Origin of the sequence: Solwaraspora sp. WMMA2065 (assembly GCF_030345075.1) — a bacterium.
GTDB lineage: Bacteria > Actinomycetota > Actinomycetes > Mycobacteriales > Micromonosporaceae > Micromonospora_E.
Map to the genome: position 1 here is coordinate 4529380 of NZ_CP128361.1, position 23783 is coordinate 4553162.

General features: G+C 68.1%; 24 protein-coding genes and 1 tRNA gene. 19 read left to right on the forward strand and 6 right to left on the reverse strand.

Going from position 1 to position 23783, the window contains the following annotated elements; genetic code table 11:
- Positions 1-16 precede the first annotated feature (16 nt).
- Positions 17-199 carry an FxLD family lanthipeptide gene (locus O7610_RS20585; RefSeq protein ID WP_289211596.1) on the reverse strand — a complete coding sequence of 61 codons (183 nt, stop codon included), beginning with the start codon at positions 197-199 and terminating at the stop codon, positions 17-19.
- 58 nt (positions 200-257) lie between these two features.
- Positions 258-1475, reverse strand: coding sequence for a methyltransferase, FxLD system (gene fxlM, locus O7610_RS20590; RefSeq protein WP_289213651.1), 1218 nt, complete (start codon positions 1473-1475; stop codon positions 258-260).
- A gap of 648 nt (positions 1476-2123) precedes the next feature.
- Between fxlM and O7610_RS20595 the strand changes: the two genes are divergently transcribed.
- On the forward strand, positions 2124-3368 hold the full coding sequence (locus O7610_RS20595) for a helix-turn-helix domain-containing protein (RefSeq protein ID WP_289211597.1): 1245 nt from the start codon (positions 2124-2126) through the stop codon (positions 3366-3368).
- Here the strand turns inward: O7610_RS20595 and O7610_RS20600 are convergent.
- Complete coding sequence (locus O7610_RS20600; protein ID WP_289211598.1) at positions 3340-5076, reverse strand: S9 family peptidase; 1737 nt, start codon at positions 5074-5076, stop codon at positions 3340-3342. The two genes, O7610_RS20595 and O7610_RS20600, sit on opposite strands and share 29 nt — an antisense overlap.
- An 800-nt stretch (positions 5077-5876) precedes the next feature.
- On the opposite strand from O7610_RS20600, the gene O7610_RS20605 reads away from it, so the two are divergent.
- The 11 genes from O7610_RS20605 to O7610_RS20655 all read left to right on the forward strand — a co-directional run bounded on the left by O7610_RS20605 (position 5877) and on the right by O7610_RS20655 (position 14655).
- Positions 5877-6560 (forward strand): GOLPH3/VPS74 family protein, encoded by a 684-nt coding sequence (locus O7610_RS20605; RefSeq protein WP_289211599.1) that lies wholly within the window; start codon positions 5877-5879, stop codon positions 6558-6560.
- 104 nt (positions 6561-6664) lie between these two features.
- Positions 6665-8185 carry an APC family permease gene (locus O7610_RS20610; RefSeq protein WP_289211600.1) on the forward strand — a complete coding sequence of 507 codons (1521 nt, stop codon included), beginning with the start codon at positions 6665-6667 and terminating at the stop codon, positions 8183-8185.
- Complete coding sequence (locus tag O7610_RS20615) at positions 8182-8817, forward strand: GNAT family N-acetyltransferase (RefSeq protein WP_289211601.1); 636 nt, start codon at positions 8182-8184, stop codon at positions 8815-8817. Before O7610_RS20610 ends, O7610_RS20615 begins: the two co-directional genes overlap by 4 nt.
- Before the next feature lie 62 nt (positions 8818-8879).
- On the forward strand, positions 8880-9677 hold the full coding sequence (locus tag O7610_RS20620; RefSeq protein ID WP_289211602.1) for an SAM-dependent methyltransferase: 798 nt from the start codon (positions 8880-8882) through the stop codon (positions 9675-9677).
- A 105-nt stretch (positions 9678-9782) separates the two neighbouring features.
- Positions 9783-10094 carry a hypothetical protein gene (locus O7610_RS20625; RefSeq protein WP_289211603.1) on the forward strand — a complete coding sequence of 104 codons (312 nt, stop codon included), beginning with the start codon at positions 9783-9785 and terminating at the stop codon, positions 10092-10094.
- A 277-nt stretch (positions 10095-10371) separates the two neighbouring features.
- Positions 10372-10950, forward strand: a complete 579-nt coding sequence (locus tag O7610_RS20630; RefSeq protein ID WP_289211604.1) for a hypothetical protein — start codon at positions 10372-10374, stop codon at positions 10948-10950.
- 109 nt (positions 10951-11059) lie between these two features.
- Positions 11060-11677, forward strand: a complete 618-nt coding sequence (locus O7610_RS20635) for a hypothetical protein (RefSeq protein WP_289211605.1) — start codon at positions 11060-11062, stop codon at positions 11675-11677.
- Positions 11678-12020: 343 nt separating this feature from the next.
- The gene (locus tag O7610_RS20640) at positions 12021-12965 is read left to right on the forward strand and encodes an exonuclease/endonuclease/phosphatase family protein (protein ID WP_289211606.1); all 945 of its coding nucleotides are present in this window, start codon (positions 12021-12023) and stop codon (positions 12963-12965) included.
- A complete protein-coding gene (locus O7610_RS20645; protein ID WP_289211607.1) occupies positions 12962-13654 on the forward strand; it encodes a hypothetical protein in 693 nt (230 codons plus the stop codon). The genes O7610_RS20640 and O7610_RS20645 overlap by 4 nt, the downstream gene beginning before the upstream one ends.
- Before the next feature lie 287 nt (positions 13655-13941).
- Positions 13942-14334 (forward strand): Imm1 family immunity protein, encoded by a 393-nt coding sequence (locus tag O7610_RS20650; protein ID WP_289213652.1) that lies wholly within the window; start codon positions 13942-13944, stop codon positions 14332-14334.
- A 165-nt stretch (positions 14335-14499) separates the two neighbouring features.
- Positions 14500-14655, forward strand: coding sequence for a hypothetical protein (locus tag O7610_RS20655; protein WP_289211608.1), 156 nt, complete (start codon positions 14500-14502; stop codon positions 14653-14655).
- A 404-nt stretch (positions 14656-15059) separates the two neighbouring features.
- Here the strand turns inward: O7610_RS20655 and O7610_RS20660 are convergent.
- A tRNA-Lys gene (locus O7610_RS20660) sits at positions 15060-15135 on the reverse strand.
- Positions 15136-15591: 456 nt separating this feature from the next.
- On the opposite strand from O7610_RS20660, the gene O7610_RS20665 reads away from it, so the two are divergent.
- The 5 genes from O7610_RS20665 (at position 15592) to O7610_RS20685 (ending at position 19765) form a co-directional block, all read left to right on the forward strand.
- Positions 15592-17127: an ankyrin repeat domain-containing protein gene (locus O7610_RS20665; RefSeq protein WP_289211609.1), complete on the forward strand. Its 1536-nt coding sequence runs from the start codon at positions 15592-15594 to the stop codon at positions 17125-17127.
- A 266-nt stretch (positions 17128-17393) separates the two neighbouring features.
- Positions 17394-18227: a transposase family protein gene (locus O7610_RS20670; RefSeq protein WP_289211610.1), complete on the forward strand. Its 834-nt coding sequence runs from the start codon at positions 17394-17396 to the stop codon at positions 18225-18227.
- Positions 18228-18305: 78 nt separating this feature from the next.
- Positions 18306-18950, forward strand: coding sequence for a hypothetical protein (locus O7610_RS20675; protein WP_289211611.1), 645 nt, complete (start codon positions 18306-18308; stop codon positions 18948-18950).
- A 72-nt stretch (positions 18951-19022) separates the two neighbouring features.
- Positions 19023-19433, forward strand: a complete 411-nt coding sequence (locus tag O7610_RS20680; RefSeq protein ID WP_289211612.1) for a DUF4279 domain-containing protein — start codon at positions 19023-19025, stop codon at positions 19431-19433.
- 119 nt (positions 19434-19552) lie between these two features.
- A complete protein-coding gene (locus O7610_RS20685) occupies positions 19553-19765 on the forward strand; it encodes a hypothetical protein (RefSeq protein ID WP_289211613.1) in 213 nt (70 codons plus the stop codon).
- Between the two features lie 149 nt (positions 19766-19914).
- Here O7610_RS20685 and O7610_RS20690 read toward each other — a convergent pair whose 3' ends face one another.
- Positions 19915-20541, reverse strand: coding sequence for a hypothetical protein (locus O7610_RS20690; RefSeq protein ID WP_289211614.1), 627 nt, complete (start codon positions 20539-20541; stop codon positions 19915-19917).
- 352 nt (positions 20542-20893) lie between these two features.
- Here O7610_RS20690 and O7610_RS20695 point away from each other — a divergent pair, with 352 nt between their 5' ends.
- Together O7610_RS20695 and O7610_RS20700 are read left to right on the forward strand one after the other, a co-directional pair.
- On the forward strand, positions 20894-21439 hold the full coding sequence (locus O7610_RS20695) for a hypothetical protein (RefSeq protein WP_289211615.1): 546 nt from the start codon (positions 20894-20896) through the stop codon (positions 21437-21439).
- On the forward strand, positions 21436-21738 hold the full coding sequence (locus O7610_RS20700) for a winged helix-turn-helix domain-containing protein (RefSeq protein WP_289211616.1): 303 nt from the start codon (positions 21436-21438) through the stop codon (positions 21736-21738). The genes O7610_RS20695 and O7610_RS20700 overlap by 4 nt, the downstream gene beginning before the upstream one ends.
- Positions 21739-22265: 527 nt before the next feature.
- Here the strand turns inward: O7610_RS20700 and O7610_RS20705 are convergent.
- Complete coding sequence (locus tag O7610_RS20705; RefSeq protein ID WP_289211617.1) at positions 22266-23744, reverse strand: site-specific integrase; 1479 nt, start codon at positions 23742-23744, stop codon at positions 22266-22268.
- Positions 23745-23783: the final 39 nt, after the last annotated feature.

Consider the following 23783-nt stretch of genomic DNA (forward strand, 5'->3'; position numbering starts at 1 on the left):
CCACCGGGACAGGGGTTCAGGACTGGCAGCTCGTGCAGGCCGACGCGCAGGTCTTGCCGCAGTTGTCGCTGGTGCTGCGCAGCAGCTCCGGGATCACCGGCCCGGACTCGATGAGGCTGATGTCGAGGTCGAACAGGTCGTCGTCGGTGTCCGCCCCGCCGCTGGCGGCGGCCGGGACGGACGTGATGGTCGTGGACATGGCGGTGGTTCCTCCCTTGTGCTGATTTGAGGGTGGGACGCCTGGTCCTGCTTGCCGGTCAGGGCCAGGAGATCGTGATGGTCGTGTGCCGCTTCGGGATCACCCGCGCACCGGGCGCCTCCTCGACGACCACCGCACCGGGAACGACGCTGATACGGGCCGGACCGCCGTGCCGGTGGTCGCGGTCCCACACCCGGATCTGCTCGATCAGCGTCGCGGCGAGACTCTCCGCCTGCGCGCCGTGCGCGTAGGCGCCGAACTCGTAGACATCGCCCCGCCCTTCCACCTCGCGGAACGTGACATAGGCGAAGCCGGCGTCGCCCAGCACCGTCGGTGTGGCGATCGGCGACGCCGGATCGACCAACGCCCGGGCGGCGTCGGTCCGCGCCCGGCTGAGCAGACAGAACCGGTCCACACACGTGGCCAGCCACAGGAACAGGCCGTCGAACGACTCCGTCCCACCGAACGTGACGCCCGACCACACCTGCGTCCTCGGCTGCCGCACCGCCGCACGTAGCGCCTCCACATCCACCGGCACGTCGTCGTCGAACCGCAGACCCACCTCGTCGCCGTGCAACGTCACCAGCCGCTCCGTGTGCGCCCCGGCACCCTGCACCCCGACAAAGCCCGCCATCTCATGCCCGACACTCACCAGCCGGTCGCCGTCACGAACCAGCGCCACCGAACGGCTCAACCCCCGCAACCGCAACGGCACCACCAACCGGCCGCCGTCGGACAACTGCTCCGACCAGGCCGGCGGCACGTCCCACACCCCGACCGTGACGATGATCCGGTCGAACGGCGCCCGCGCCGGCACACCGTGCTCAGCGTCGGCCAGGACCACGTTGACCCGCCCGTAGCCGGCGACGTCCAGGAACCGGCGCGCCCGCCCGGTCACATCCGCGTCGATGTCGACCGTCGTGACCGCACCGCCCGGCCCGACCAGCTCCGCCATCAACGCCGCGTTATAGCCACCAGAACCAACCTCCAGACACCGCATCCCCGGACCGATCTGCGCCTGCTCCAGCATCACCGCCTGCAACCACGGCGCGGACACCGAACTGATCGTCACCCCGTGCTCGTCACGCTTCGTACGGACGATGTCGTTCGCGTACGCCCGCTCCGATGACACCTCCGGAGCGAACAGATGCCGAGGCACCACCCGGAACGCCGCCTCCACCTCAGCAGACGCAATCGATCCCCCGGCCAGCAGTTCCCGAACCAACGCCTCCCGGAGACCATCGACCTCCGCCGAGTCATCCGCCACTACATCCATCACGTCAGAAAGCCCTTCCAATAGATCATCAGAACAACTGCCGAGAAGCGCGAGCACTGACGCAGGCCTGGTCCGCACACCAGCGGCTGTTACGGCTACGAGACCATGACGACGCTGCGCGCCACCCTGCAACACCGCCCGCCGGCTGCGCCCCAGTTGTGCTCGATACGCGCGGCCGCATACCGGCTGAATCCTCTGCCGCCCGGACGGCTGCGAGGTCGGCATCCGCTCGGCCACGTTATCCGCACACGGTCCGTTCGCGTAGACGCCGCTCTCGTACACGCTGGCGGTGGCATCGTTCTCGCGTTTCGCCTGGTGGGCGGGACTGCCGTCCTCGACAAGGACGGCAGCTTCGGAGGACGCCGCTCGGGGTAGATGCACCTTAGTCGACTGGGGCATGGTTGGCCCGCCTGCGTCTAGCAAGCTCCCCATCCTGCAGCCGAGTTCCATGAAGAGAGCAAACCCAACGCGCGGGGTTCTGGGCAGGGGGCAGATGCGGACAACTGGATGTGTCCGCATGGCGGTCGCAGGCGTTGCTCGTCGTCCCCTGTCTCATCGACAATGAACCCCCGTTGGCGATGCATGGCAGGTAGGAACAGGCGGTGAGCGGTGGGCCAAGCCCCAAGAACGCTTGAGCCGGGACGGTCTGTGCAGCACTTTCTCGGTGCGGAGGTCCGTCGCCTGCGCCAAGAACGCGACATGTCCCAGGCGGACCTCGGCAGAGCGTTGTTCGTGCACAAGGACCTGATCCGCAAGATCGAGGCGGCGGAGCGAACAGCTTCAGATGATCTGGTCGAACGATGCGATGTAGCGCTCGCCGCCGGAGGGGCGCTCCGGCGCTTGATCCCGATGCTGCAGCGTGAACGCGGGCTACGAGCGGGCCGAGACACAGGGAGCAGGACACAGGGGTTCCGCTCCGAGGCTACCGATCGACCCGTTCTGGACTGGCTACTGGCGTCTGCCTTGGACGTAGGGTACTCACGCGTCTCCGATGACGAGAGCTCCAAGGCGGCGCTGAGACTGCAGGAGCTCCGAACCGCTGACCACACTCATGGTGCCGGCCGGATCTACTCGAACGTAACCGACATCCTGGGGCGGGAACTCGACATCCTGGCCTCTCAGTCGCCGCTTACAGCAACGGGATTCCTCGAACTCGCAGGATACGAAGCGGTCGACCTCGGGGCGGACGGTACAGCGCAGCAGCACTACCAGCAAGCCTTGGCGATCGCTACAAGAACCGGAAACCACCTGTACGGCGGATACATCATAGCTGTCAGCCTCGCCCATTTGGCACTGCATTGCGGAGACCCAGACCAGGCCGGGCGCCTCGCCACCGCCGCACTGCGCGGCACCGAACGTCAGACCACGCCCGGTGTACGGGCGGTCTTCCGCACTGTGCTGGCCCGTGCTCAGGCAAGACGCGGCGATGAGGCTGCCTGCGCCGCAACGCTGCTTCAAGTTGAGTCTGATCTTGCTCGGAGCATTCCCTCGGACGAGCCGTCCTGGATCGCCTACTTCAGTGAAGCCGATCTCGCCGACGAGAAGGCCCATTGCTTTTATGATCTCGGCCTTTATGAGCTCGCGCAACGCGAAGTTTCCCGAGCGGTTGCGAAACTGGAGCCGAGTCGAGTGAGACGTCTGGCGATAGACACCGCGCTCCACGCTTCGTCCCTCGCGCGATCGCGCCAGATTGACCATGCATGCACAGTTGCACGACAGGCAATCGACCACGCCGTAAAGCTCAATTCGTTTCGCAGCTCTCACCGCATCGTACTCATGCTCGCCGAGCTTCACCCCTACACGGATCTTCCCGCCGTGAGGGACCTAGGCGAATACGCAGCGGCTCAGCTACCCACCCTGATCGCTACGGAAGGGAGTGTCCGCCATTCCTGATTACGTCGAGATAGGCTTGAAGTTCCGCCTCCAACGCCACCGATATGGCGGTGGGCGTAGATATATAGTGCCCGACGCCGTCGAGTGCCAGCATGCCGGACAGCCGTCCTCGGCGATCGAGTGCCGTCGCCAACTCGACCACCTCATTTATTGGCGCAACATCATCCCGACTGCCGTGGATTAGCAGTACGGGGCATCTTACTCGATCCGGCGTGACGCGAGCGCCGTCGGAGGAAAGAATCCTCGCGTGCGGCCGCTGAAAACGGGGCGCCGTGACCATCCATTTCACCGGGTCGACAATCGCCGACCTGGCTACAGCCAACAGGAATGGTCCGTCCTCGCACGCCGCCCGGAGCGCGGTAAAACCGCCGGCACTCGCACCTGAGATGAACACGCCGCTAGGGCACGCTCTGCCTGTCGCAAGTAGATGCATCGCCACAAGACGACAATCCTCGACATCAAGTCGGCCCCACTGGCCGTCCAAAGACTTGCGGAACTCTCGACCGTATCCAGTGCTTCCGCGATAGTCGACATCAGCCACTGCGAACCCGCGACTCGTGAAGAACTGCACCTCCCAGTCCAATCGGAGATCGCTGTGGTAAGTCGGCCCAGGATGCGGTCGGACGATCATCGGCGCCGGGCCATGCTTGCTCGTTGGCGGATAGAAGAGGACGGTCAAATTGACATCACGAGAGGGTACCTGGATTGTTTCCGGGACAGAGATGGAGGCGGCTTCCGTGACACTCGCAGCGCCCTGTCGAATGACTTCCAGCTTGTCGGAACCGTCGGTCGACACCAAGGCAATCTGCTGCGACGAGGTCGGGGATGCGCCGATAAGCGCAATCCTGTCGTCGATCGCGGCGACATGGGGCTTGATCGCGGTGTAAGGCAGGCTGATGGGGTTCATGCGACCGTCAGGTTCGACAATAACCAGTCCGAACCTTGGTCCACGTTGAAAGACCAGGCCGATTCGTCGCCGCGGAAGAATAACGTAGTTGGCATAGCTGGACTCCCACGGTGCGGCAGCACATTCGGCAACCATCGGCGCTATCTCATCCGCTTGTCCATTGCGCCAACGATACAGATTCCACCAGCCCGATCTGTCAGACAGAAAATACAAATTACCATCGGCGTCCCACTGTGGCTGGACGACTGACTCGTCAGACCCTCCGGCGATCTTCACTTTTCGGCCGACAGGCCATCCTGGGCGATATTCAGCAACCCACAGTTCGCTTGAGTCCCAGGGCATCGCACCCCTGCCCCATTGAATCCAAGCTAGTTGTCCCGCCGATGGCCGAGGTGAGGCAAAGAATCCATTGGTCGCCAGCAAGACACGCAGCCCGCCCGACACAATGTCCACTGCAACTAATTCGTCTCCGGCCTCATCCTCGCGAACGCATATCAGTTCATCTGAAATTTGGGTGAGATCGCCATAGACATGCGCGGTTTTGGCTTTAGCAATGTCGACCGCTAGTAGCCCAGTGGAACCGTCCACCATCACCGCTCCGGCTGACGGGTGGATCGCGTAGGGCATACCGCCGTAGGCGTGCAGGCTGCTTCCAACGTTCGCCCCATCGAGGCGTGAGATGTCAACGTCCGAGGGATTCCACTCGGGTCTCCACGTCACTACCACGGCTCGGCTGCTCTCTGGTGACGACTCGACCCAGTGCAGCGCGCCGTCCATGCCGGTGAGCCAGTCGTATGACACCCGGGCCCGAGCCACCTGTCCAGCCGTCGGTGCCGATCCGCGAACGCTGCTATCCGCCACAGGCCACTCACCCCTCAACGTCGCCCGTAGCGATCACAGCACGAACCGGACCAGAAGCGCGACCACCCTGGGACTTCGTCGGCAGATGCGGACAGTCTCCGTGTCTGCGTCAGCGGTCTAGCGACGGACCAGAGATACCGCCTGAATGGACTCACGACCTCGCCGTCGTACATCGACAGGGCTGCTCCCGGCGGTTCGTCGGCATTACGAACCATGCCGGTACCCGTTGGGCGCTAGTCAGTTGGTGTCCTCGACCGCCTGCCGTGCCGGTGTCCCCGTCACCGGCACGGCAGGCCCGATCACGGTCTCTCACTGGAAGGTGTAGCCATGTCGCTGACCTCTGCACTCGCAGTGGCCGTCGCCTGCGCACTGGTGGGCACCATCGCGGGTTTTGCGCTGTGCAGGTGTCGACACCGATGGTGCCCCGACTGCGGGCAGACGCTGCGGTGCCCGGACTGCACCGCGTCCCGCTCACACAAGCTGGGCCATCCCGCGCAGGCACGGGCACCTAAGCCGGCAGGGCGACGATGGTCAATCTCGCGCCTGCAGCTCGTACACGTGCGGAGGGCTGACCCGGTGGCGGCAGCCGATGGCATGGGTGGGCCGACCCTTCTCGGGCAACGCCCGTACGCCGCAGCCGGGGCTCGAGCAGCGCCGGCGTCGTGCCCTGGCCCTCTGAGTCAGCCGTCACCTTTCACCATCCCTTCGCTTTGGCGCGGCTGGACAAGGAACGGTCGGCGATGACCGTCTACCAGTCCGGGACTCATCGGCGGTCGGTGTTGTCGTTGCCGGTTGATCGTCGGTTGTTGGCGGATGAGTTCTTCCTGATGGCGCATCACGACGTGTCGGGTCAGCTGCGGGTGGCGCCGCGGATCGCCGGGTACGGGGCGACGGCCGCGGTGTTGGCGGACCTGGTCGTTGCGGGGGTGTTGGAGGTGACGCCGTCGGGGCATCTGGCGTGTCCGGAACCGGGGGTGCGGCTGGGCGGGTTGGAGCGGCAGATCGCGGCCTGGGTGGCGGCCGAGCCGGGTCAGCCGGTTCCGGTGTGGCTCGACGTTCTCGCCGACGTGTCGGTGCCGGCGATCGGTCAGCGGTTGGCCGACGCGGGGGTGGTGCGTCCGGTGCGGGTCCGGCGGCTGGTGACGGTCCGGACGGTGTGGGAGCCGACGGACATGAACGTGGCGGCGTGGCCGTGGGCCCGGTTGTCGACCCGGATCGGCCGCGGTGACCGGTTGGACCAGTTCGACAGCGTTCTGGCGCGGTTGTGTGCGGCTGTTGGTGTCGAGGGCCGGTTCCTCGGCGGTGAGCCGCGGGCTCGGCAGCGTCTGGACCGGTTGTTGAGTCCGGTGCCGGCGCAGGTCGACGTCCTGTTGTGGGAGTTGTCGGCGGCGGTCGGCCGGGCTGTGCTGGGTGGCCGGACCTGACCACCGTCTGCCCTGCTCAAGCGTCTGCTCAGGCACCCTGCCCGCCCATTTTCTCTGACCTGCCTCCGTCTCGTCTGGTTCTTGTCTTCTCTGGGGGGATCGTTGTGTCGGTTTCGTTTGGTGTGCCGCGTCCGCGTCGGGGTGGTGTCGCCGCCGCGTTGGCCCGGTCCCGGCTCGGGGTGCCGCAGGTGGTGTTCTTCGTCCTGGCCGCTGCGGCGCCGATGACGGTGGTCGCGTCGGCGGTGCCGACCGCCTATGCGGTGACCGGCCTGTCCGGGGTGCCGGTCGCCTACGCGGCGACCGCCGCCGTGATGGTGGTGTTCGCGGTCGGCTACGTCGCGATGTCGCGGCATGTGGTCAACGCCGGGTCGATGTACTCGTACGTCGCGCACGCTCTCGGCCCGGCCTGTGGTGTGGCGGCGGCGTTCGTGGCGGTGGTGGCCTACAACCTGATGCAGATCGGCCTGTACGGGGCGTTCGGTGTCGTCACGGCCGCGACCGTGTCGGCGGTGGCCGGTGTCGGCGTGCCGTGGTGGGTGTGGGCTCTCGGCGGCTGGCTGGCGGTCGCGGTGCTGGGGTTGGCGCGGGTCGACCTCAACGGCCGGGTTCTGGGTGTGCTGCTGGTCGCGGAGATCACCGTGGTGGTGGTCTTCGACACGGTCATGGCCACCCACCCCGCCGCCGGGGGGCTAGCGCTGCACGGGTTGGCGCCGGGGCATCTGGCGGTGCCGGGGATGGCGGCGATCCTCGTCGGCGGGATCGCCGGCTACGTCGGGGTCGAGGCCACCACCGTCCTCGCGGAGGAGACCCGTGACCCCCGGCGTACGGTCGCGCACGCCACCTACACCGCGATCGCCGTCACCGCCGTGTTGTATGCGGAGTCGGCGTGGGCGATGCAGACCGCCGCCGGCCCCACCCAGATCATCGACGCCGCCACCCGCCATGGGCCCGAGTTGATGTTCGTGCTGGTCGACGGCCACCTCCCACGCCTGATCGTGGACGTGGGCCGGCTGCTGCTGGTGACCAGCCTGTTCGCCGCCCTGCTGGCCTTCCACAACATGGTCGCCCGCTACCTGTTCGCGTTGGGCCGAGAACAGGTCCTTCCCGCCGCGCTGGGGCGCACCCACGGGCGGACCGGGGCGCCGCGACTCGGCTCGCTGGCCCAGACCGGCGTGGCCGGCCTGACCATCGCCGGCTACGCGCTGGCCGGACTCGATCCGATCGTTCATCTGTTCTTCTGGCTGACCGTCACCGGCGGCCTGGGTGTGTTGATCCTGATGACCGCGACCAGCCTCGCCGTCCTCGCATACTTCCGCCACGACCGCCGGGGTGAGTCCCGCTGGTCGACCGCGTTCGCTCCCGGCGTCGCGCTCAACCTGCTGGTGTTCATCCTCGGCGGCACTCTCATCGGTTTCGGTGACCTCCTCAACACCCCTGCCGGCTCGCCGGCCCGGTGGGCGCTGCCCGGCCTCTACGCCGCCGCCGTCACCGCCGGCCTGGCATGGGCCGCCGTCCTGCACCGCACACGCCGCCACGTCTACGCCACCGTCGGCGCGGGCGCCGACGCCGCCACCCGCACCACAACCCACCCGACCCCCGCCGCACGTAAGGAGATCCGTCGGTGACCACCACCCCCACCACGACCGTGATCCGTGTCGCCGACCGCCACGACATCCCCGCGCTCACGGCGACCCTGGTCGAGGCGTTCGTCGGCACCCCCGACGCCGTCTGGCTCATCCCCGACCCCGGCGAACGCCGACACGTCTACCAGCGACTCTGCCCGGCGGTCCTCACCCACGCCATGACCTCGGGCACCGTGTACACCTGCGACGACCACACCGGCGCCGCCGTCTGGCTGCCCCACACCACCGCCCACACCCCCGATCCCCACCACACCGCACTGGTCGCCCGTGCCGCCGGCCCACACGCCGGACGGTTCACCCACCTCGCCGCACTCCTGCACGAACACGCCCCACACCGCCCCCACACCTACCTCGCCTACCTCGGCGTCGCCCCCGACCGGCAGCGCAGGGGTGTCGGCACCGCCCTGCTCGCCCACCGGCACACCATCTGCGACACCGCCGGCACCCCCGTCCACCTCGTCGCCACCAGCAGCCACGCCCGACGCCTCTACCAACGGCATGGCTACTACGACACCACCCCCGCCCCGGTGCACCTGCCCGACGGTGGACCACCTTTGTGGCCGATGTGGCGTCAACCCCACACCTGCGGTGTCGGCTCCGGCCGGGAGTCGTGACGGCCGTGCCCGCCACCGCCGTACGCAACCCGTTCGACCCATCCGGAGAGGCAAGCCCGGTCATGAGCGACACCGCGCCCACCACGAGGCAGGGCATCGACACCAGCGTCCCGCAGTCCGCCCGGGTCTGGAACTACTGGCTCGGCGGCAAGGACAACTTCGCCGCCGACCGCCAGATCGGAGACCGGATCAGAGCGGCGAACCCGCACATCGCCGAGATCGCGCTCGCGCAACGCGCGTTCCTCGTCCGGGCCGTCACCCACCTCGCCCACGCCGGTGTCCGCCAGTTCCTCGACATCGGCACCGGCCTGCCCACCGCCGACAACACCCATCAGGTCGCCCAGACACTCGCACCCGAATCCCGCATCGTCTACGTCGACCACGACCCCCTCGTCCTCGCCCACGCCCGCGCCCTGCTCACCAGCACCGCGAACGGCGCCACCGACTACATCGACGCCGACCTGACCGACCCCGACGCGATCCTGTCCCGGGCCGCCCACACCCTCGACTTCGACCAACCCGTCGCCCTGATCCTGCTCGGCGTCACCGCCCACCTCACCGACGACACCCAGGCGTACGCCATCGTGCGCCGTCTCGTCGACGCCGTCCCCGCCGGCAGCTACCTCGCCCTGTGCGACGACACCAACGTCATCCACCCCGCGTCGATGGACGACGTGGTCCGCCAGTGGAACGCCAGCGGCGAAAACCCTCGCGTCAACCGCACCCCCGACCTCATCGCCGGCTTCTTCCACGGACTCGAACTCCTGGAACCCGGCGTCGTGTCCGTCACCCGCTGGCGACCCGACACCGCCCACATCGTCGACGTCGACGACTTCGGAGGACTCGCCCGTAAACCCTGACCGGCATCGGCCCACCTGCCCATGCGCCCTTCCCGCCCCGCCTCCGGCCCGCCAAGCCCATCCGCCGAACCGCAGACCCCCATCAGCAAGGACGGAGCACCACCCGTGACCATCACACCCATCTACCCGCCCGTGCCAGCACCGGCGTACCCGTCAGCGAGCCTCACCGCCGACGCCATCCTCGCCCTGCACACCCCCGACGACGACACCCTCATGTGCGCGCAGTGCCGCTTCGAGGGACGACTCACCCCACACCCCTGCACCCACCGTCGATGGGCCGACGCCGTCGACCGCTCCACACCCACCCCCGACACCCTCATCGTCCTCGGACTCCTCGGCCCGCAGGACCAGCCACCGCCGTTAGCCGGTCCCACGCCCACACCGGACCCGCCGACGGAAGGCACCCCTGATGGCTGACGAAACTCCGCCTGATCAGCACCGCCGTCACCGCCCACGCCCGCGACGCGTCGACCACGACGACGCCCAGACCGTCACCGACCACGGCGTTCCCGACGCCCGGCCGACGCTGGTAGCCCCGCTCCACCCCCACCGCCGACAACAAACCCACCCGACGACAACACCTTGCGCGACGTCCTCGCCCTGTCCCACGTCCGGCCGCGTGACCTCTACCTCGCCGACGTTCACGTCCCACGGCGTCTGACCCGGCTCCCTCGCTGATCTGGAGTTTTCACCTGTGCCCAGTTTCATCTTCGATGCTGCCGGCACCGCGCCGCTGCTGATGCACAACGCGCGGTTGGTCGATCCCCTCGACACCATCGTGCGGCAGATCCGGCCCATCTCGGCGAAGGCGAAGAAGACCGACGACGACCACGCCGAGATCGCCCAGCTGGAATGGCTCGGCGGCCTCTACCACGACCCCGATGTCGGTCCGTTCATCCCGGCACCGAACCTGACCAAATGCCTGGTCGAGGGCGCCCGCCTGTCACGCGACGGCAAGAAGGTCGAACGTGGTGTGCTGATCGAAACGATGAAGGTCCCGGTGCTGTACGAGGGTCCCCGGGATCCCGCCGCCCTCTACGCCGACACCCGCCACGTCCACCGCGCCCCCGTCAAGGTCGGCAACGCCCGCGTCATGCGCACCCGACCAGTGTTTCCCCACTGGCGGTTACAGGCCCGCGGCGTCTACGACCCCGCCGTCATCAACCTGGCCGATCTGCGTAACGCCGCCCACACCGCCGGCGCGTTGATCGGACTCGGCGACGGACGACCCACCTACGGGCGTTTCGTCGGCACCCTCGACGGCACGGACTGACATGGACGCCACCCGCCCAGTACCAGCCCCGGACGATGACCGCCGACCCACTCGCCGACCCGGCCAGCCGGCCGGCTCAGCCCCCCGATGGCAGATCCTCGCCACCGCGATGTCGCGGCTCCAGCCCGGAGACATCCTCAGCTACGACGAGATGGGACAACTGCTCGACCTCGACCCCGCCGACCACACCGGTGGCCGGCAGGCCATCCACGCCGCCGCCCGCAAAGCCGCGGAGGTGCTGCTCACCCGGCACCGCACGGTGTTCACCGTCGCACGGGGGCGGGGCTACCAGCACGCCCGCCCCGACCAGGTCCTCGACCTCGCGCACCGCCACCAGGCCCGCGCCGTCGCCGAGGTCACCGACGCCCACACCAAGGTCGGCACCATCGACCTCACCAGGCTCGACGTGACCGCCGCCCGGCTGGTCCAGGCCACCGCCACCGGCCTCGCCCACCAGACCGCGATGATGCGCCAACTCGACGTCCGCCAGAACCGGCTCGACACCGCGATGGCCGCCCTGCAGCAAATCCCCCGGATTGGTGACGCCCAGACCGAACCCCACCAACCCCGGCCCGCCCCCGGCGTGTGGGATCGCCGCGACGGCCCCGCCACCTACCAGCAGCCTTCCGTCGTCTCCCGGGTCGACCCGCAGGTCACCGAACTCGACACCGGCGGGCGCGGCACACCGCCGCCCATCAGCTCCCCACACCCCGAACCCGGGGCGTAGAGGGGGAACCCATGGCACGCCTGCGTCGCGGCGCGCCGAGCCAAGCCGCCCGCTCGGCTCGGCAGGGCAGCGCACGGCATGCCAGGGCCATCCAGGGAGGAACACCTCCGGGGTCCGACCCGACACCGGGCCGGACCCCGGAGCCCCCGACCGGCCACGACGACCCGAACCAGCACAACCCAGCCCGCCCACACTCCCCGGCCGGCCGCTCCAGACGCGCCGTAGCGACCTGACCGCCCGGCTCGACCGAACGCGCGACAGCCAGGTCCGTGTCCGGGCCGACGACCACCACCAGAGCAAGCACGACCGGCCGACCGGCCGGCAGGCACGAGAGGAGCGAGCAGTGATCGGCATCGCCCTGTTCAACTACCACAACGGCGGCCGGACGCCGGACGGCCGCTACGACTTCACCCGGCTCCAACAAGCGTTCGCCGACGTCACCGCGGCGCCCGCCCTGATCCTGTTCTGCGAGGCGAGCCGCTACCGCGACAACGCCGGCGCGGCGAAGTACGCCGCCGCCGAGGCCCTGTCGGACCAACTCGGTGTCCCCTACGTCGCCGAACTGGGCTCGATGCGACGCGGACCGATGCCACCCGCCATCTTCTACAACCCGGACCTGCTGATACTGCGCCGCTGGTGGAACCCCGACGACCCCGGCGTGTTCGACGACCAACGCAACGTCGCCCGGTTCGCCCTCCGCGACAGCGCACGAGCACGCGACCAGCGGCGGGAGTTCCTGGCCTTCGTGCACCACTTCGAACCGCTGTCCGGTGACGCCCGGCTCGAGGAAGCCCGCCGCGTCAGCCGCTACGGCAGCACCGAACCGCTGCCCGTCATCGGCGGAGGCGACCTCAACGGCACCGCGTCCGGCGGCCACCTACCGCAGCGGGACTGGATGGCCGCCACACCCCACCAGCGCACCCACAAAGGCACGCTCCGGCCGGACGGCACGTGGGGGCCGGACACCCGCGCGGTCGACCACCTCATTGGCGAATGGGACGCCACCACCCGGCAGCGCACCAACGGCTGCGGCCTGCACGCCGTCGCCGAAATGGCATGGCGGGCCGATCCCACCCAGCCGATCACGCCGACCGTCAACCCCGGCATCGACCCCGGCGGCGGTCTGCTCATCGACTGGCTCCTGGCCAACGACGCCATGACACCCCACGTCCTGCCCGACACCTACCGCGTCCACCTACCCGACCCCGGCCAGCCGCCGCCATCGGACCACCGACTGATCACCTGCTCCCTCACCCTGAACACCCCTGCTCGCCAGGAGCGGCGATGAACCCCACCACCAGTAGACGGGGCATCCTCGCCGCGTGTCTAGCCGCCGTACTTATGAGCGTCGCCGGCGGGTGCGGGACCGACACCGAGGACCCGCGGCCCGACCCGACACCGCCGTACGACGAGATGCCCCAAAACCTGTGCAACCGGCTGCGGTCGGAGGACCTGTTCCGGCGATTCGGGCTCACCCTCGCTCCCGCCCTGGACCACCACACGACCTACAGCGTGGGACGGACCCACTGGTTTGCGAACTGCATCTACGTCGCCCACGCCACCGACGGGCGTTTCACCACCAAACTCGGCGGCTTCGAACCCGTCGGCGGAATACAGGTCCGGGTCTACGACGACGTGCCAGGAGCGGTCGAGGCGTACAACCAGGACGCCATCCGCTACGTCGACCTGTGGGACGACACCACACCCGGCACCACCACCGCCGACCGCACCGGCTGGTGGGAGGACAGCGGAATATCGTTCGAAACCGTCGAAGACCTGGACGCGAACAGCACCACCGGCGGCGGCCTCGGAGCCACCCAGATCGACATCACTCACCTCGTCCGCGACGAGAACCTGGTCGTGATGGCGTACGTGCAGGCGCTGACACCCACCGCGGAGACGGACACCGCGCTCGCATTCCTGCACGACCTCACCGACACGCTGACCGACCAGACAGCCAGACGCCTCGGCCGCTAGCCAGACAACCCAACCCGACCAGACCCGAGAGATGAAGGACCGGAAACCACCACCGTCGCCTCCCAGGGCTGCAGGGCCGGCGACCGAGCCGCACCACAGCCATGAGGCTGCGGTCACGTCACCGGTGTCGGGCATCCCGAGCGGCCGTTCGTCGACTGACCCGACCGCGGCCGCCCGCACGGCAACGGCGACCGGTACGCCGTCAACCCGATGCCGGCGGCATCAACCCGACCCGCCGCCGGCCACACGGCCCGACCGACCGATAGAGGGGATAACCTTTGACCGCGGTGATGATGGACTACCACGGCCACCGCGAGCCGTTGCCCGACCCCGGCCGCGCCGCCGAGCTGTTCGCCGATCAGACTGAGTCGATCATGGCCCACGGTGGAACCGGCCAGACCATCTGGATCGGCCCCGTGAACAGGCAGGCTCAGCTGCGGATCGACGTCGACACGCACGTCAACCGGGCCGCGGTGTGCTGGCTCCCGGACGGCACACGGGGCATCGAGCACGAACCCGTCGGCCCGATCACGGTTGTCGAATCGCCCGATTCCGGCCTGGTCACCGTGCCCGCCGTCCTGGCCCGGGCCAGTGTCGCCGCCGCCGGCCGCGCCGTCGCCGAATACACCGCCACAGGCCGCCGACCCACCTGCCTCACCTGGCAGACAGAGCACCAATGACCCGGGGTGATGCCGGGCAGGGGTCGGGGGCGGCGCGATCGACTCTTGCGGGAGATCGACATGGAGATGGTGCCGCGCCGCCCGAGCGCAGCATATGACAGGCTGCGTTGCGCACCTCGGGCTCACAGCCGTTCGGGTCCACCAGCCCCGCCCGGCACACGGGCGTTGTGGGCGGTCAGGCCCAGGCCGCACACCGACGGCCGACCCGTCGCGTACCTGGGTGGGGCGTTCCTCACCACGTGGCTGTTCATGACCACGGCCGTCGATGGCATCGTTGACCCGAACGCCGCGCCGATCGTCGACGCGCAGGTCGCCAACTGACTCCGCACCCAGCGGCTGGCGTCTCTCCGCGTGAACAAGACGCCCGACGACGAGCGGTACCTGGAACTGCTGAAGGACCGGGCCAGCGGACAAGGCGCGCGCCAGCGGCGCGGCCGTGATGTCGCCGACCACGACCAACCGCAGCCGGAAGTTGACGAACTTCTACATGAAGCCGCCCGGAACGGCCGGATTGCACCCGGCGGCGAGCATGGCCACCCGGCCCGGCCTCCCCCCGCCCTGGATACCACACCCTGCAGTCCGGGCCTGCAGCCGTCAACGCCGACGCGGTCGTGGGCGTCTTGGGTGTTCGCTGGGTGCTCCCCGCATAGCGGGTCATATCCGGCAAATCTGGCCGGACAGAAGGTGATTCGATCATCGATCGATAACCATTTTCCCAGGTCATGTGGTGGGCCGCCTGGGACTCGAACCCAGAACCTAAGGATTAAAAGTCCTCAGCTCTGCCGATTGAGCTAACGGCCCGTCAAGGGCCAACCCTACTCCGCCTGGCCGCGGCTGCTGCATCCGCCCGTCTGCTGCCCGGGTCTGGGGCTGTCGCGGCTGACGGGTGACGGCGGGTGTCGGTGTACGGGCGCCAGTGCAGAGCCAGGTACGCCAGACGTACACACGCCGGGATGTCTGCCGATTCGGATCCGCCGGCGGCTGCGGACGCAGTGGCCTCCATCCGCTGTTCACGCTGGGTTACCAAGAGAGTTGGGTAGGTGCACCGGCTCGCGGCATGAGCGCACACCTGATCTTGGTTGGCGCGGATTCTGCTCGGGCCGGGGTCACGGCAGGATCGGCTAAACTGGCGGCGGCTGCCAGGAAGCCACCGGTCCGCGGGAATGGGCTTAGCCCACCTGGGGTGTGCAGCATGATCACCAACGTTCTCCTTTCGGCCTGACCGAGCGGACATCAGGCAGACGAGAGGAGACCGTCGTGCCTACCCTGGACATTCCGGCCCGTCCCGACCTCGACAGCTTCCGCCGGCAGGCCCGGTCCCTCCAGCGCGCCGTCCGGTCCGGCGACGCCGGCGCGGTGGCGCGGCTGGCCCACCACAATCCCGGCGGGGTTCCCGACGACCTCAGCGGCCTGCCGCTTGCCACCGCGCAGTTGGTCGTCGCCCGCGAGTACGGGTTCGCCAGCTGGCCGCGGCTCAGGCGATACCTCGCAACAGTGGTTGAACACGGCTGGGAAACCGGGCTCGGCGCGGTTTCGGTGGCCGACCGTGCGGACGAGTTCTGCCGCCTCGCCTGTCTGACGTACGGCCGCGAGGACGGGCCGGCGCGCTGGGCCGAGGCCCGGCGACTGATCGCTGAGCATCCCGATCTGACCTCGGCGAACATCTGGGCCGCCGCTGCGGCTGCCCGTCCGGACGACGTCGCTCGGCTGCTCGCCGCGCGTCCGCGACGGGCGGCCGAGCGAGGTGGCCCGTTCCGGTGGCGGCCGCTGTTCTACCTCGCCTACTCGCGTCTCGACCCGGCCGTGTCGGTCGAGCGTGTGCTCGCGGTCGCCGAGCAACTGCTTGCCGCCGGTGCTGACGCGAACGAGGGCTACCTCTTCGATGCCCTGCCGTCACCGTTCACGGTGCTGACCGGAGTTTTCGGCCTCGGCGAGCTAGGCCCGCGGCGTCAGCCCCGCCACCCGCACTGGCAGGCGTTGGGCCGGCTGCTGCTCGCCGCCGGTGCCGACCCCAACGACGCGCAGACCCTGTACAACGGAATGTTCACGCCGGATGACTCACACCTGGAGCTGCTGTTCGAGTACGGTCTCGGCGCCAGCGATGGCGGCCCATGGAAGACCAGGATCCCAGACCTGGACGCACCTTCGCAGATGCTGCGGACCCAGCTGCGCTGGGCGGTCGAGCACCACCAACCCGACCGGGTACGGCTACTGGTTGAGCACGGAATCGACTTCCGCTCACCATTCGAGGGTGCTGGGCTCACGTGGACCCCCGGCGACGGCCGGACGCCGGTCGAGCTGGCCCAGCTCAACGGCGACACCGAGATCACCGGCTATCTCATCGCCCGAGGTGCCACCCCGCCCGGTCCTGACCCGGTTCGAGAGCTGATCGCCGCAGCGTTCCGCGCCGACCGTTCCACCCTGGACCGCATTCGCGCCGAACATCCCGGTGCCGTGGACCATGCCCGCCGCACCCGTCCCGGACTCATGGTGTGGGCCGCGACTCAGGCGCCGATCGAGACGATCACGCTGCTGGCGGAGCTCGGCTTCGACGTCAACGCATACGGGCGTGGCGACGCCCCGGTCGAAGAGCCCTGGGAGACCGCACTGCACCACAGCGCCGGGAACGGCAACCTCGCACTTACCCGTTGTCTCCTGGACCTGGGGGCCGATCCCGACCAGCGCGACCAGCGCTTCGACGCAACTCCGCTGGGCTGGGCCAAGCACCTCCACCAGATGGCGACCGCCACACTACTCGAACCGGTCACCACCACTCCAGCCACCAGCCACTGACCTGTTCGAACGCTGCTCTCGCACCCAGGCAGACAGCACCGCCACAGCAAAGACCGGTGACTACCCCTCGCCTGCCGCGCTGGCGAAGAGCCGACAAGGCATGTAGACATCCGCTCAGTCGGCAAGTCCGGACCTCAATCGACACTGCAGGACGGTCACGAGGCGTGACGGCTCCGACTGGAGTGGCGCGCGACTCGCGGCACGAGCGGATACGTGATCAAGGAGGCTTATTCAGCAGGGTCCAGTAACCCACAGTGGACCCCCCGATGAATGAGGCGGCCCGCCCTCCCATAGGATGGAGTTTCCACACAACAACCAAAGAAAGCGGACCGCCGAGCATGTATCATACCACCGGCTTCACGACCGATCAGATTCGCGACCTCTGCGTGCTGGTCCGCGCCGAATGCCGGAACCTGGGCATGGAACCGTGGCCCCCGGTCCTCGGCCTCTACCGTGCCCTCGTGGTCGCGTTGACCTACATGCGTCGTAACCGTGTCCAAGCGGAGATCGCCGAGGCGCACGGCGTCTCCCAGTCGACGATCTCACGGGCGGTCACCGCCATCACCCCGGTCCTCGACCGCGTGCTGGCGGGGTTCGTGCCGACCGCCGACGAGCTCGACCCGACCGCCCAGTACATCGTCGACGGCACTCTGTTCCCCTGCTGGTCATGGCGCACGGACCGCTGTCTGTACTCCGGCAAGCACAAGACCACGGGCATGAGCGTCCAGGTCGCCTGTACCCTCGACGGCGCGCTCGCCTGGGTCTCCGATCCCGTCACCGGCAACCACCACGACTCGTACGCGATCAACGACACCGGTGTTCTCGTCAGCCTGAATCCCGGAGACTGGATCGGCGACAAGGGCTACGTCGGCAACGGCATGATCACTCCGTACAAGAAGCCCAAGGGCGGCGAGCTCACAGAGTGGCAGAAGGAATACAACAGGCAGGTCAACAAGATCCGCTGGGTCGTCGAACAGGTCATCGCAAACCTGAAGACCTGGAGAATCCTGCACACCGACTACCGCAGACCGCTCGCGACCTTCACGGAAACGATCTCCTGTGTCATCGGGCTGCACTTCTACAGGATCGCCTGTGAATAGACCTCAAGAGTCCGATCAGCTCGGGTGGCCCAGCGGAGCAGTTCACGTTGAGCCGATGCGGGCTGCGAAGATCGGCCGGTGGACGGCGATCTGATTGTGGCGATGGCACAACTTCGGGACGCGTTCGCCCAGTACCAGGGCAGGGCGGTGCTCGATGGCTGTCCGCATTGCCGGGGGCCGGCGTCGGTCGACGACCATGACTTGTTCTCTCTGTCGATCAGCATCGGCGGTACGGTCGGCAGCCGCGATGATCTGAAGCATCTGCTGCCTCTGCTGCTGGAGCGCATGGCCACCGCCACGGACCTCGACCCAGCGATCGTGCTGGGCAAGCTGTCCCGCGAGCGGTGGCGGACCTGGCCCGAACTCGAGCGGGACGCCGTTGACGGCTACCTGGATGCGGTGCGGCGGTCGTTGCTGGCGACGTACCCGTCGCAGGTCGGGTCGTTCCTCGACCCGACCACCTTCCTCGACGCGGTCGTCGCCGCCGGTGAAAACGTCACGCGATTCCTCGACATCTGGGACCTCACACTCAACTCGGCGGCAGACCGCCACCTGGCCGACACCGTGAACAGACTCAACTTCGCGGACCGGAGGCCGGCCACGCTGGCCGCCTGGCTGCGCCGCGAAACGGTCCGCAACCGGCTGGATCGCGCGTTCGCGCGTGACCACGCCATGTCGTGGGCTGACGACCTGGCGCGGGCCTACGATCTCGTCCGCTCGTAACAACACCTCGTGTTCGCCAGATCCACGCGCTATGTAACATGCCCGATGCCCTGGCACGGCAGAATATCGGGGGTGACCGCACGGAGCCGACTGACATTCATCATCCAGAGCGAAGCACTTGCTGGGGACGAGATCAGCCAGCGGATGGCTCTGCAGCCGACAAGAGTCGTCGAGAAAGGCGACCCGGTATCGGGGAGCAGTCCCGATCGTGGACAACGCCGATACACGACCTGGGAGCTGGCCAGTGGTCTGCAGGACGGTGTGGAGCCGGCCGTGCATCTGGAAGCGCTACTCCCTCTCGTCCATTTGCGGGTCTCTGCGCTTCGCCAGATCCAAGCCACGGGGGCGACAGCCTTCTGGTCGTGCTTCGTCACCGCCAAGCCGACTGGAAGCATGCTCTGGTTCGAACCGGAAGTCCTCTCCCGCCTCGGTGAGATCGGGGCAGCGCTCGAGTTCGACATCTACGACAGCGACGACGATTGAGCACTGACATCGGCACCACCGCGCCTGCCCTGCTGCTCGCTGTCACTTAAGGCGACGCCCGATTGGCGTCAGGTCCGGATGCAGGGACAGGTCAGGGCCGCTCGGCGTAGGTTCGGCACGTGCTGGAGGCGTGGAGATTGATCCTGACGACGGGCATGGCGCGGCAAGTCCGGCGGTGGCGGGCGGACAGCTACACGTGGCGCGCGATCGGAGCAGCCGCCGACCAGGCATGGGGTACCGCGTCCCAAGGCAACCAGCTCTTCGGAAGAGACCTGTATCTGGAGGCCGCGCGGATGCTCGGTGAGGATCCGGATGCTGATCCCTGGAACTGAGTGTGGCGAGGCGCGATGTCGTAGGCCCCGCCGAAGGGGTGCCGGGTTACGGTTCCCGGTCACCTGATGCTCGGCGGGCTGGCGAGTGCTTCGGTCAGCATGGTTGAAGACGCCGCATGCGTGCCGGGCAGGGTCGCCCATGGGCGCGATCAGCACGGGCTGTACTGGTCGCTGGTCGGCCGGCGGTGCAGGCCCTCCGGCGTGAAGGAGAACGATTCGGGGAAGTTGCCCGGCCGGTGGCGGACGGCGAGCACGACCGGTTCGGGATGGACGCCCTGCTGTCCGGTCTCGGACGTGGTGTCGGCGAGCATGTTCCACAGGTGGAAGCAGACCAGGTCGTCATCTCGGTCGGCGGTGCTGTAGGCAAGCGTTTTCGGGTAGTACGGGTTGGTTCCGCCGATCCACAGCGACGGAGGTCCGAACGTCTCGATGACCTCGGACAGGGTCCGGTCCTGCGCCACCCAATCGCAGATCAGGTCGCCCGCATGGTTCCACTCTGCCATCGTCAGGACCCGGTCCAGTTCCAGCCAGCCGAGGTGATGCGCGATCTCGGCGTAGATCGAGGTCGTCGCCTCGCGTAGGGCGTCTGCGGGCAGGATGGTGCGGTAGGCGCCGCTGACGCCTGTCGCGGAGACGGCGTCTCGGTCACGTAGACCGTCGCACGCTGTCTGCCACCGTGCCAGGCTGCCGTCCACGGCGGCCATCGCTTCCAGCACGAGCCGTTCGGCGATCTCGCCCCTGCCGTACATTCCAGGGCGACGAAGCACATCATTCAAACGATCGAGATGGTGCTGGCGCACCTCGGCGAGAGTCGGTTCAGGACGCTTCTGGCTGCTCATCGCACCCTGATCATGACACGTCGGTGTGATCCGACAGTGGTGCTTACCGGCAGGACCGCACGTCGAGCACCGCCAGTGCCGTCGCTCAACGTGACGCACCATCGGCGGCAGTTGAGGTCACGGCGCGCAGCCCTGAACTCGGCACCGACCGGGCGCGGTGAGCCTGCCCGCCGGGACGCCTAGGCGGCAGGTGAGGTCCGTACGCAATGCGGCTCGGGTCGACTTTGCATCGCTGTCCTTCAACGTCTAGCGTTGGGTCTACTTTCCATGTGGAAAGTACCGTTTATGAGTGGAGTACTCGATGGCGGGAATGAGCACACCGCGCGGCTCGGCTCGGCGACCCGCGACGAGGCCCGACGGAGGTGTCACCCGGCTGGATCCGAAGCGGGCCGCCGACGATCTCGCGAAGGCCGACGAGCGGCTACGTCGCGGTGCGGAGTTGGTACTGCCGCGCTGGTGGACGCTGGCGCTCTTGCTGTTCCTCGTCCTACAGACCGGCGTGAGCTGGGACATGCCGGCGTCACGCTGGCGCGGGGTGCTGATGGTCGCGGCCGGATCAGCGATGCTGGCCTGCGTCGCACTCGCCGTGACAAGGGCCCGCGCCCGCCCGCTCCCGATCAAAATCGGGTGGCGCAACGGGCTGCTGATCGCCGCTGTCGCGATCACCTCCTACGCCGTCATGATGGGACTCGGTCTCGCGCTGCGCCTCCTCGCGGTTCCCCTACCCTTCACGCTCAGCGCCGTCCTCATGGCTGTGACACTCGCGCTGCTGGGCGGGCGGTTGCGGCGCGGGAAAGGTAGCTACCTCCAGCGGGTCAGACGGAGCCAGTGGTGACCATCGACCCGCCCCGCCCCGACCCGGTCATCAACACCACGACGCGACTGTCACTCATGGCCGTGCTCGCAGCCGCGCAGGAAGTCGAGTTCGGCGCCGCGCGCGACGCCAGCGGGCTGAGCGACTCAGTCGTGTCGAAACAGGCGACCGCTCTCGAAACGGCCGGATACCTAGCCATGCGCAAGGGCCACGTCGGACACCGACCCCGAACCTGGCTATCACTGACTCCAACCGGACGCCGCGCACTGCGCAACCACATCACAGCGCTACGACGAATCGTCGATCTCGCCAACGAGTGACACCGCAGTCGAACCTACCAGCATTGCAATCACCCACGGTGACGATCGGTTCGCGGCATGAGCGGATCTCGCTGTACCGCCCCGACACCTTCAACCGCCGGAGCGGCCCGTGGCGGCAGGTTCAGATCCGGACGCCCGCGATCGGCGACGCTGCTTCGAGTGGAGGGCTCAGGCACGTAATTTGCGCGAATAACGTGCCTGAGCCCTCCACTCGGCGGCGGACCGAGACTCGACGGACCGAGGTGCGCGCTTCTCGGCAGATCCGCGCGTCGAGGGATCGACAGCGCCCAGCGAACCCTCACGCAACGTCACCAACCTTGACCGTCGCCACGTCGAGGGGTCAGTCGCCGTGCGTAGGTCGAGATCGAAGCGGTGTGCACTTGCAGCCGTACCTACCTCAGTACTCGGACCTGTACGCCGACAGCGGGTGACGTGTCGGGCGATCTTGGTGTCCTCAGTCGCGGGTTGGGGTCGTCCGGGGTTGGTGTGGTTGGAGGCTGGGAGGTGGTGTCGGCGGTTCGGGTCGGTCAGGCGGCCTGTGTGCGTCGGCGGCGGGGAACCAGCGCGGCGGCGGCCTCCGCCTTGTCCCGCTCGACCTGGAGTTCGACGATGACGGAGGTGTAGATGTTGCTGGTGATGGTGATGGTGGAGTGGCCGAGGAGTTCCTTGACGTCGGTGAGGTCGGCGCCTGAGGCTTTCAGGTAGGTGGCGGCGCAGTGTCGTAGGTCGTGCAGCCGGACCGGGGGCAGTCCGGCGTCGCGGACGAGGCTGTCGAAGCGTTTGCTGACGGTGTCCGGGTGCCACTTCTCGCCGTCGGGTTGGACGAAGAACCATCCGGTGTCCGGCCAGCTGCCGCCGCTGGCCAACTTCCAGCGGGCGCGGCGGGCGAGGTAGGCGCGCCACGCGGCGGCGGTGAAGCTGTCGAGGGCGAAGGTGCGGTTACCCGCCTCGGACTTGACTTTCTTGTCGACCGCTTCGTAGCCGACGGTGGTGCGTTGCAGGTCGACGGTGACGAGGGCGGCGTCCAGGTCGACGGTGCTGTCCCGCAGGCCGAGTGCCTCACCGCGACGCATGCCTCGGTGCATGATGCCCACGAATACCGGGTAGAGGGCGATGTCGTGGTCCTGGGCGTAGTCGAGGAAGGCTCCGGCCTGTTGCGGGGTCCACACCATGACCGGGCTGGGCTTTGTTCCGGTCTCGCGCCACCGTGCGACGGCTCTGTCCGTCCACACCCGGGGTTTGGGCTGCTTCGCCGACGGTAGTTCGACGTGCTTGGCCGGGTTGAAGTCGATGAGCCGGTTGTTGGATCGTGCCATCGCGTCGTTGAGTGCCTTACGCAGGGTGGCGCGGATACGTTGCATGGTCGACGGCCCGGTGGTGCGTGCTCCCCGGACGGTGGCGCGGATCTGCGGGTCCCCGCTCTGCCGGGCGATCTCGATGGCGGTGTTGCGGTCGGTGATCGCGGTGAACATGGCGGAGATGTGCTCGACCCGCAGTTTCACCAGTGGGACGGTGCCGAGGTGCGGGATGAGATGGTTCTCGATGTGGCTGGCGTAGATGCGTTTGGTGCTCGGTTCGATGGTGCGCCGGGACTCGAGCCACTGCCGCAGATACTCGCCGAGGGTCATGTCGACGCTGGCCGGGAGGCCGGTGTTGACCCGCTTGGCGATGGTGTCGCGGTCAGGCATCGGGTCGCCGGCCTTGACCTTTTTGAGCAGGTCGGCGATCTCGGTGGCGAGGGCGGTGTCGTCGCCGGCGAGCGTCAGCAACGCGATGGCCTGGCCGCGGTCCTTGACCGCGTCGTCGCGGCTGTCGAAGGTGTAGCGGCGCAGCGGTGACCGGCGGGAACCGTCGACTCTTCTCGGTAGTTCGAGTTGGTATCCCCACTTGCCGTGGTGGGAGCTCCAGGCGCCTCCGGCGCGGCGCAGGTGGGGGCACCGTTTGCCGAGTTTCTTACCGTCGGCGTCGCGGCAGGTGCAGGTCTTGTGGATGGATCCTTCGGCCATGGTGGGCGTGGCTCCTCGGGGTTGGGGGTGCGGCCGGTG

What these genes read in the sequence shown, in the direction of transcription:
- fxlM (WP_289213651.1), bottom strand. Translation starts at nt 1,475, where the DNA reads ATGGATGTAGTGGCGGATGACTCGGCGGAGGTCGATGGTCTCCGGGAG.
- O7610_RS20585 (WP_289211596.1), bottom strand. Translation starts at nt 199, where the DNA reads ATGTCCACGACCATCACGTCCGTCCCGGCCGCCGCCAGCGGCGGGGCG.
- O7610_RS20645 (WP_289211607.1), top strand. Translation starts at nt 12,962, where the DNA reads ATGAACCCCACCACCAGTAGACGGGGCATCCTCGCCGCGTGTCTAGCC.
- O7610_RS20705 (WP_289211617.1), bottom strand. Translation starts at nt 23,744, where the DNA reads ATGGCCGAAGGATCCATCCACAAGACCTGCACCTGCCGCGACGCCGAC.
- O7610_RS20620 (WP_289211602.1), top strand. Translation starts at nt 8,880, where the DNA reads ATGAGCGACACCGCGCCCACCACGAGGCAGGGCATCGACACCAGCGTC.
- O7610_RS20605 (WP_289211599.1), top strand. Translation starts at nt 5,877, where the DNA reads ATGACCGTCTACCAGTCCGGGACTCATCGGCGGTCGGTGTTGTCGTTG.
- O7610_RS20635 (WP_289211605.1), top strand. Translation starts at nt 11,060, where the DNA reads ATGTCGCGGCTCCAGCCCGGAGACATCCTCAGCTACGACGAGATGGGA.
- O7610_RS20670 (WP_289211610.1), top strand. Translation starts at nt 17,394, where the DNA reads ATGAATGAGGCGGCCCGCCCTCCCATAGGATGGAGTTTCCACACAACA.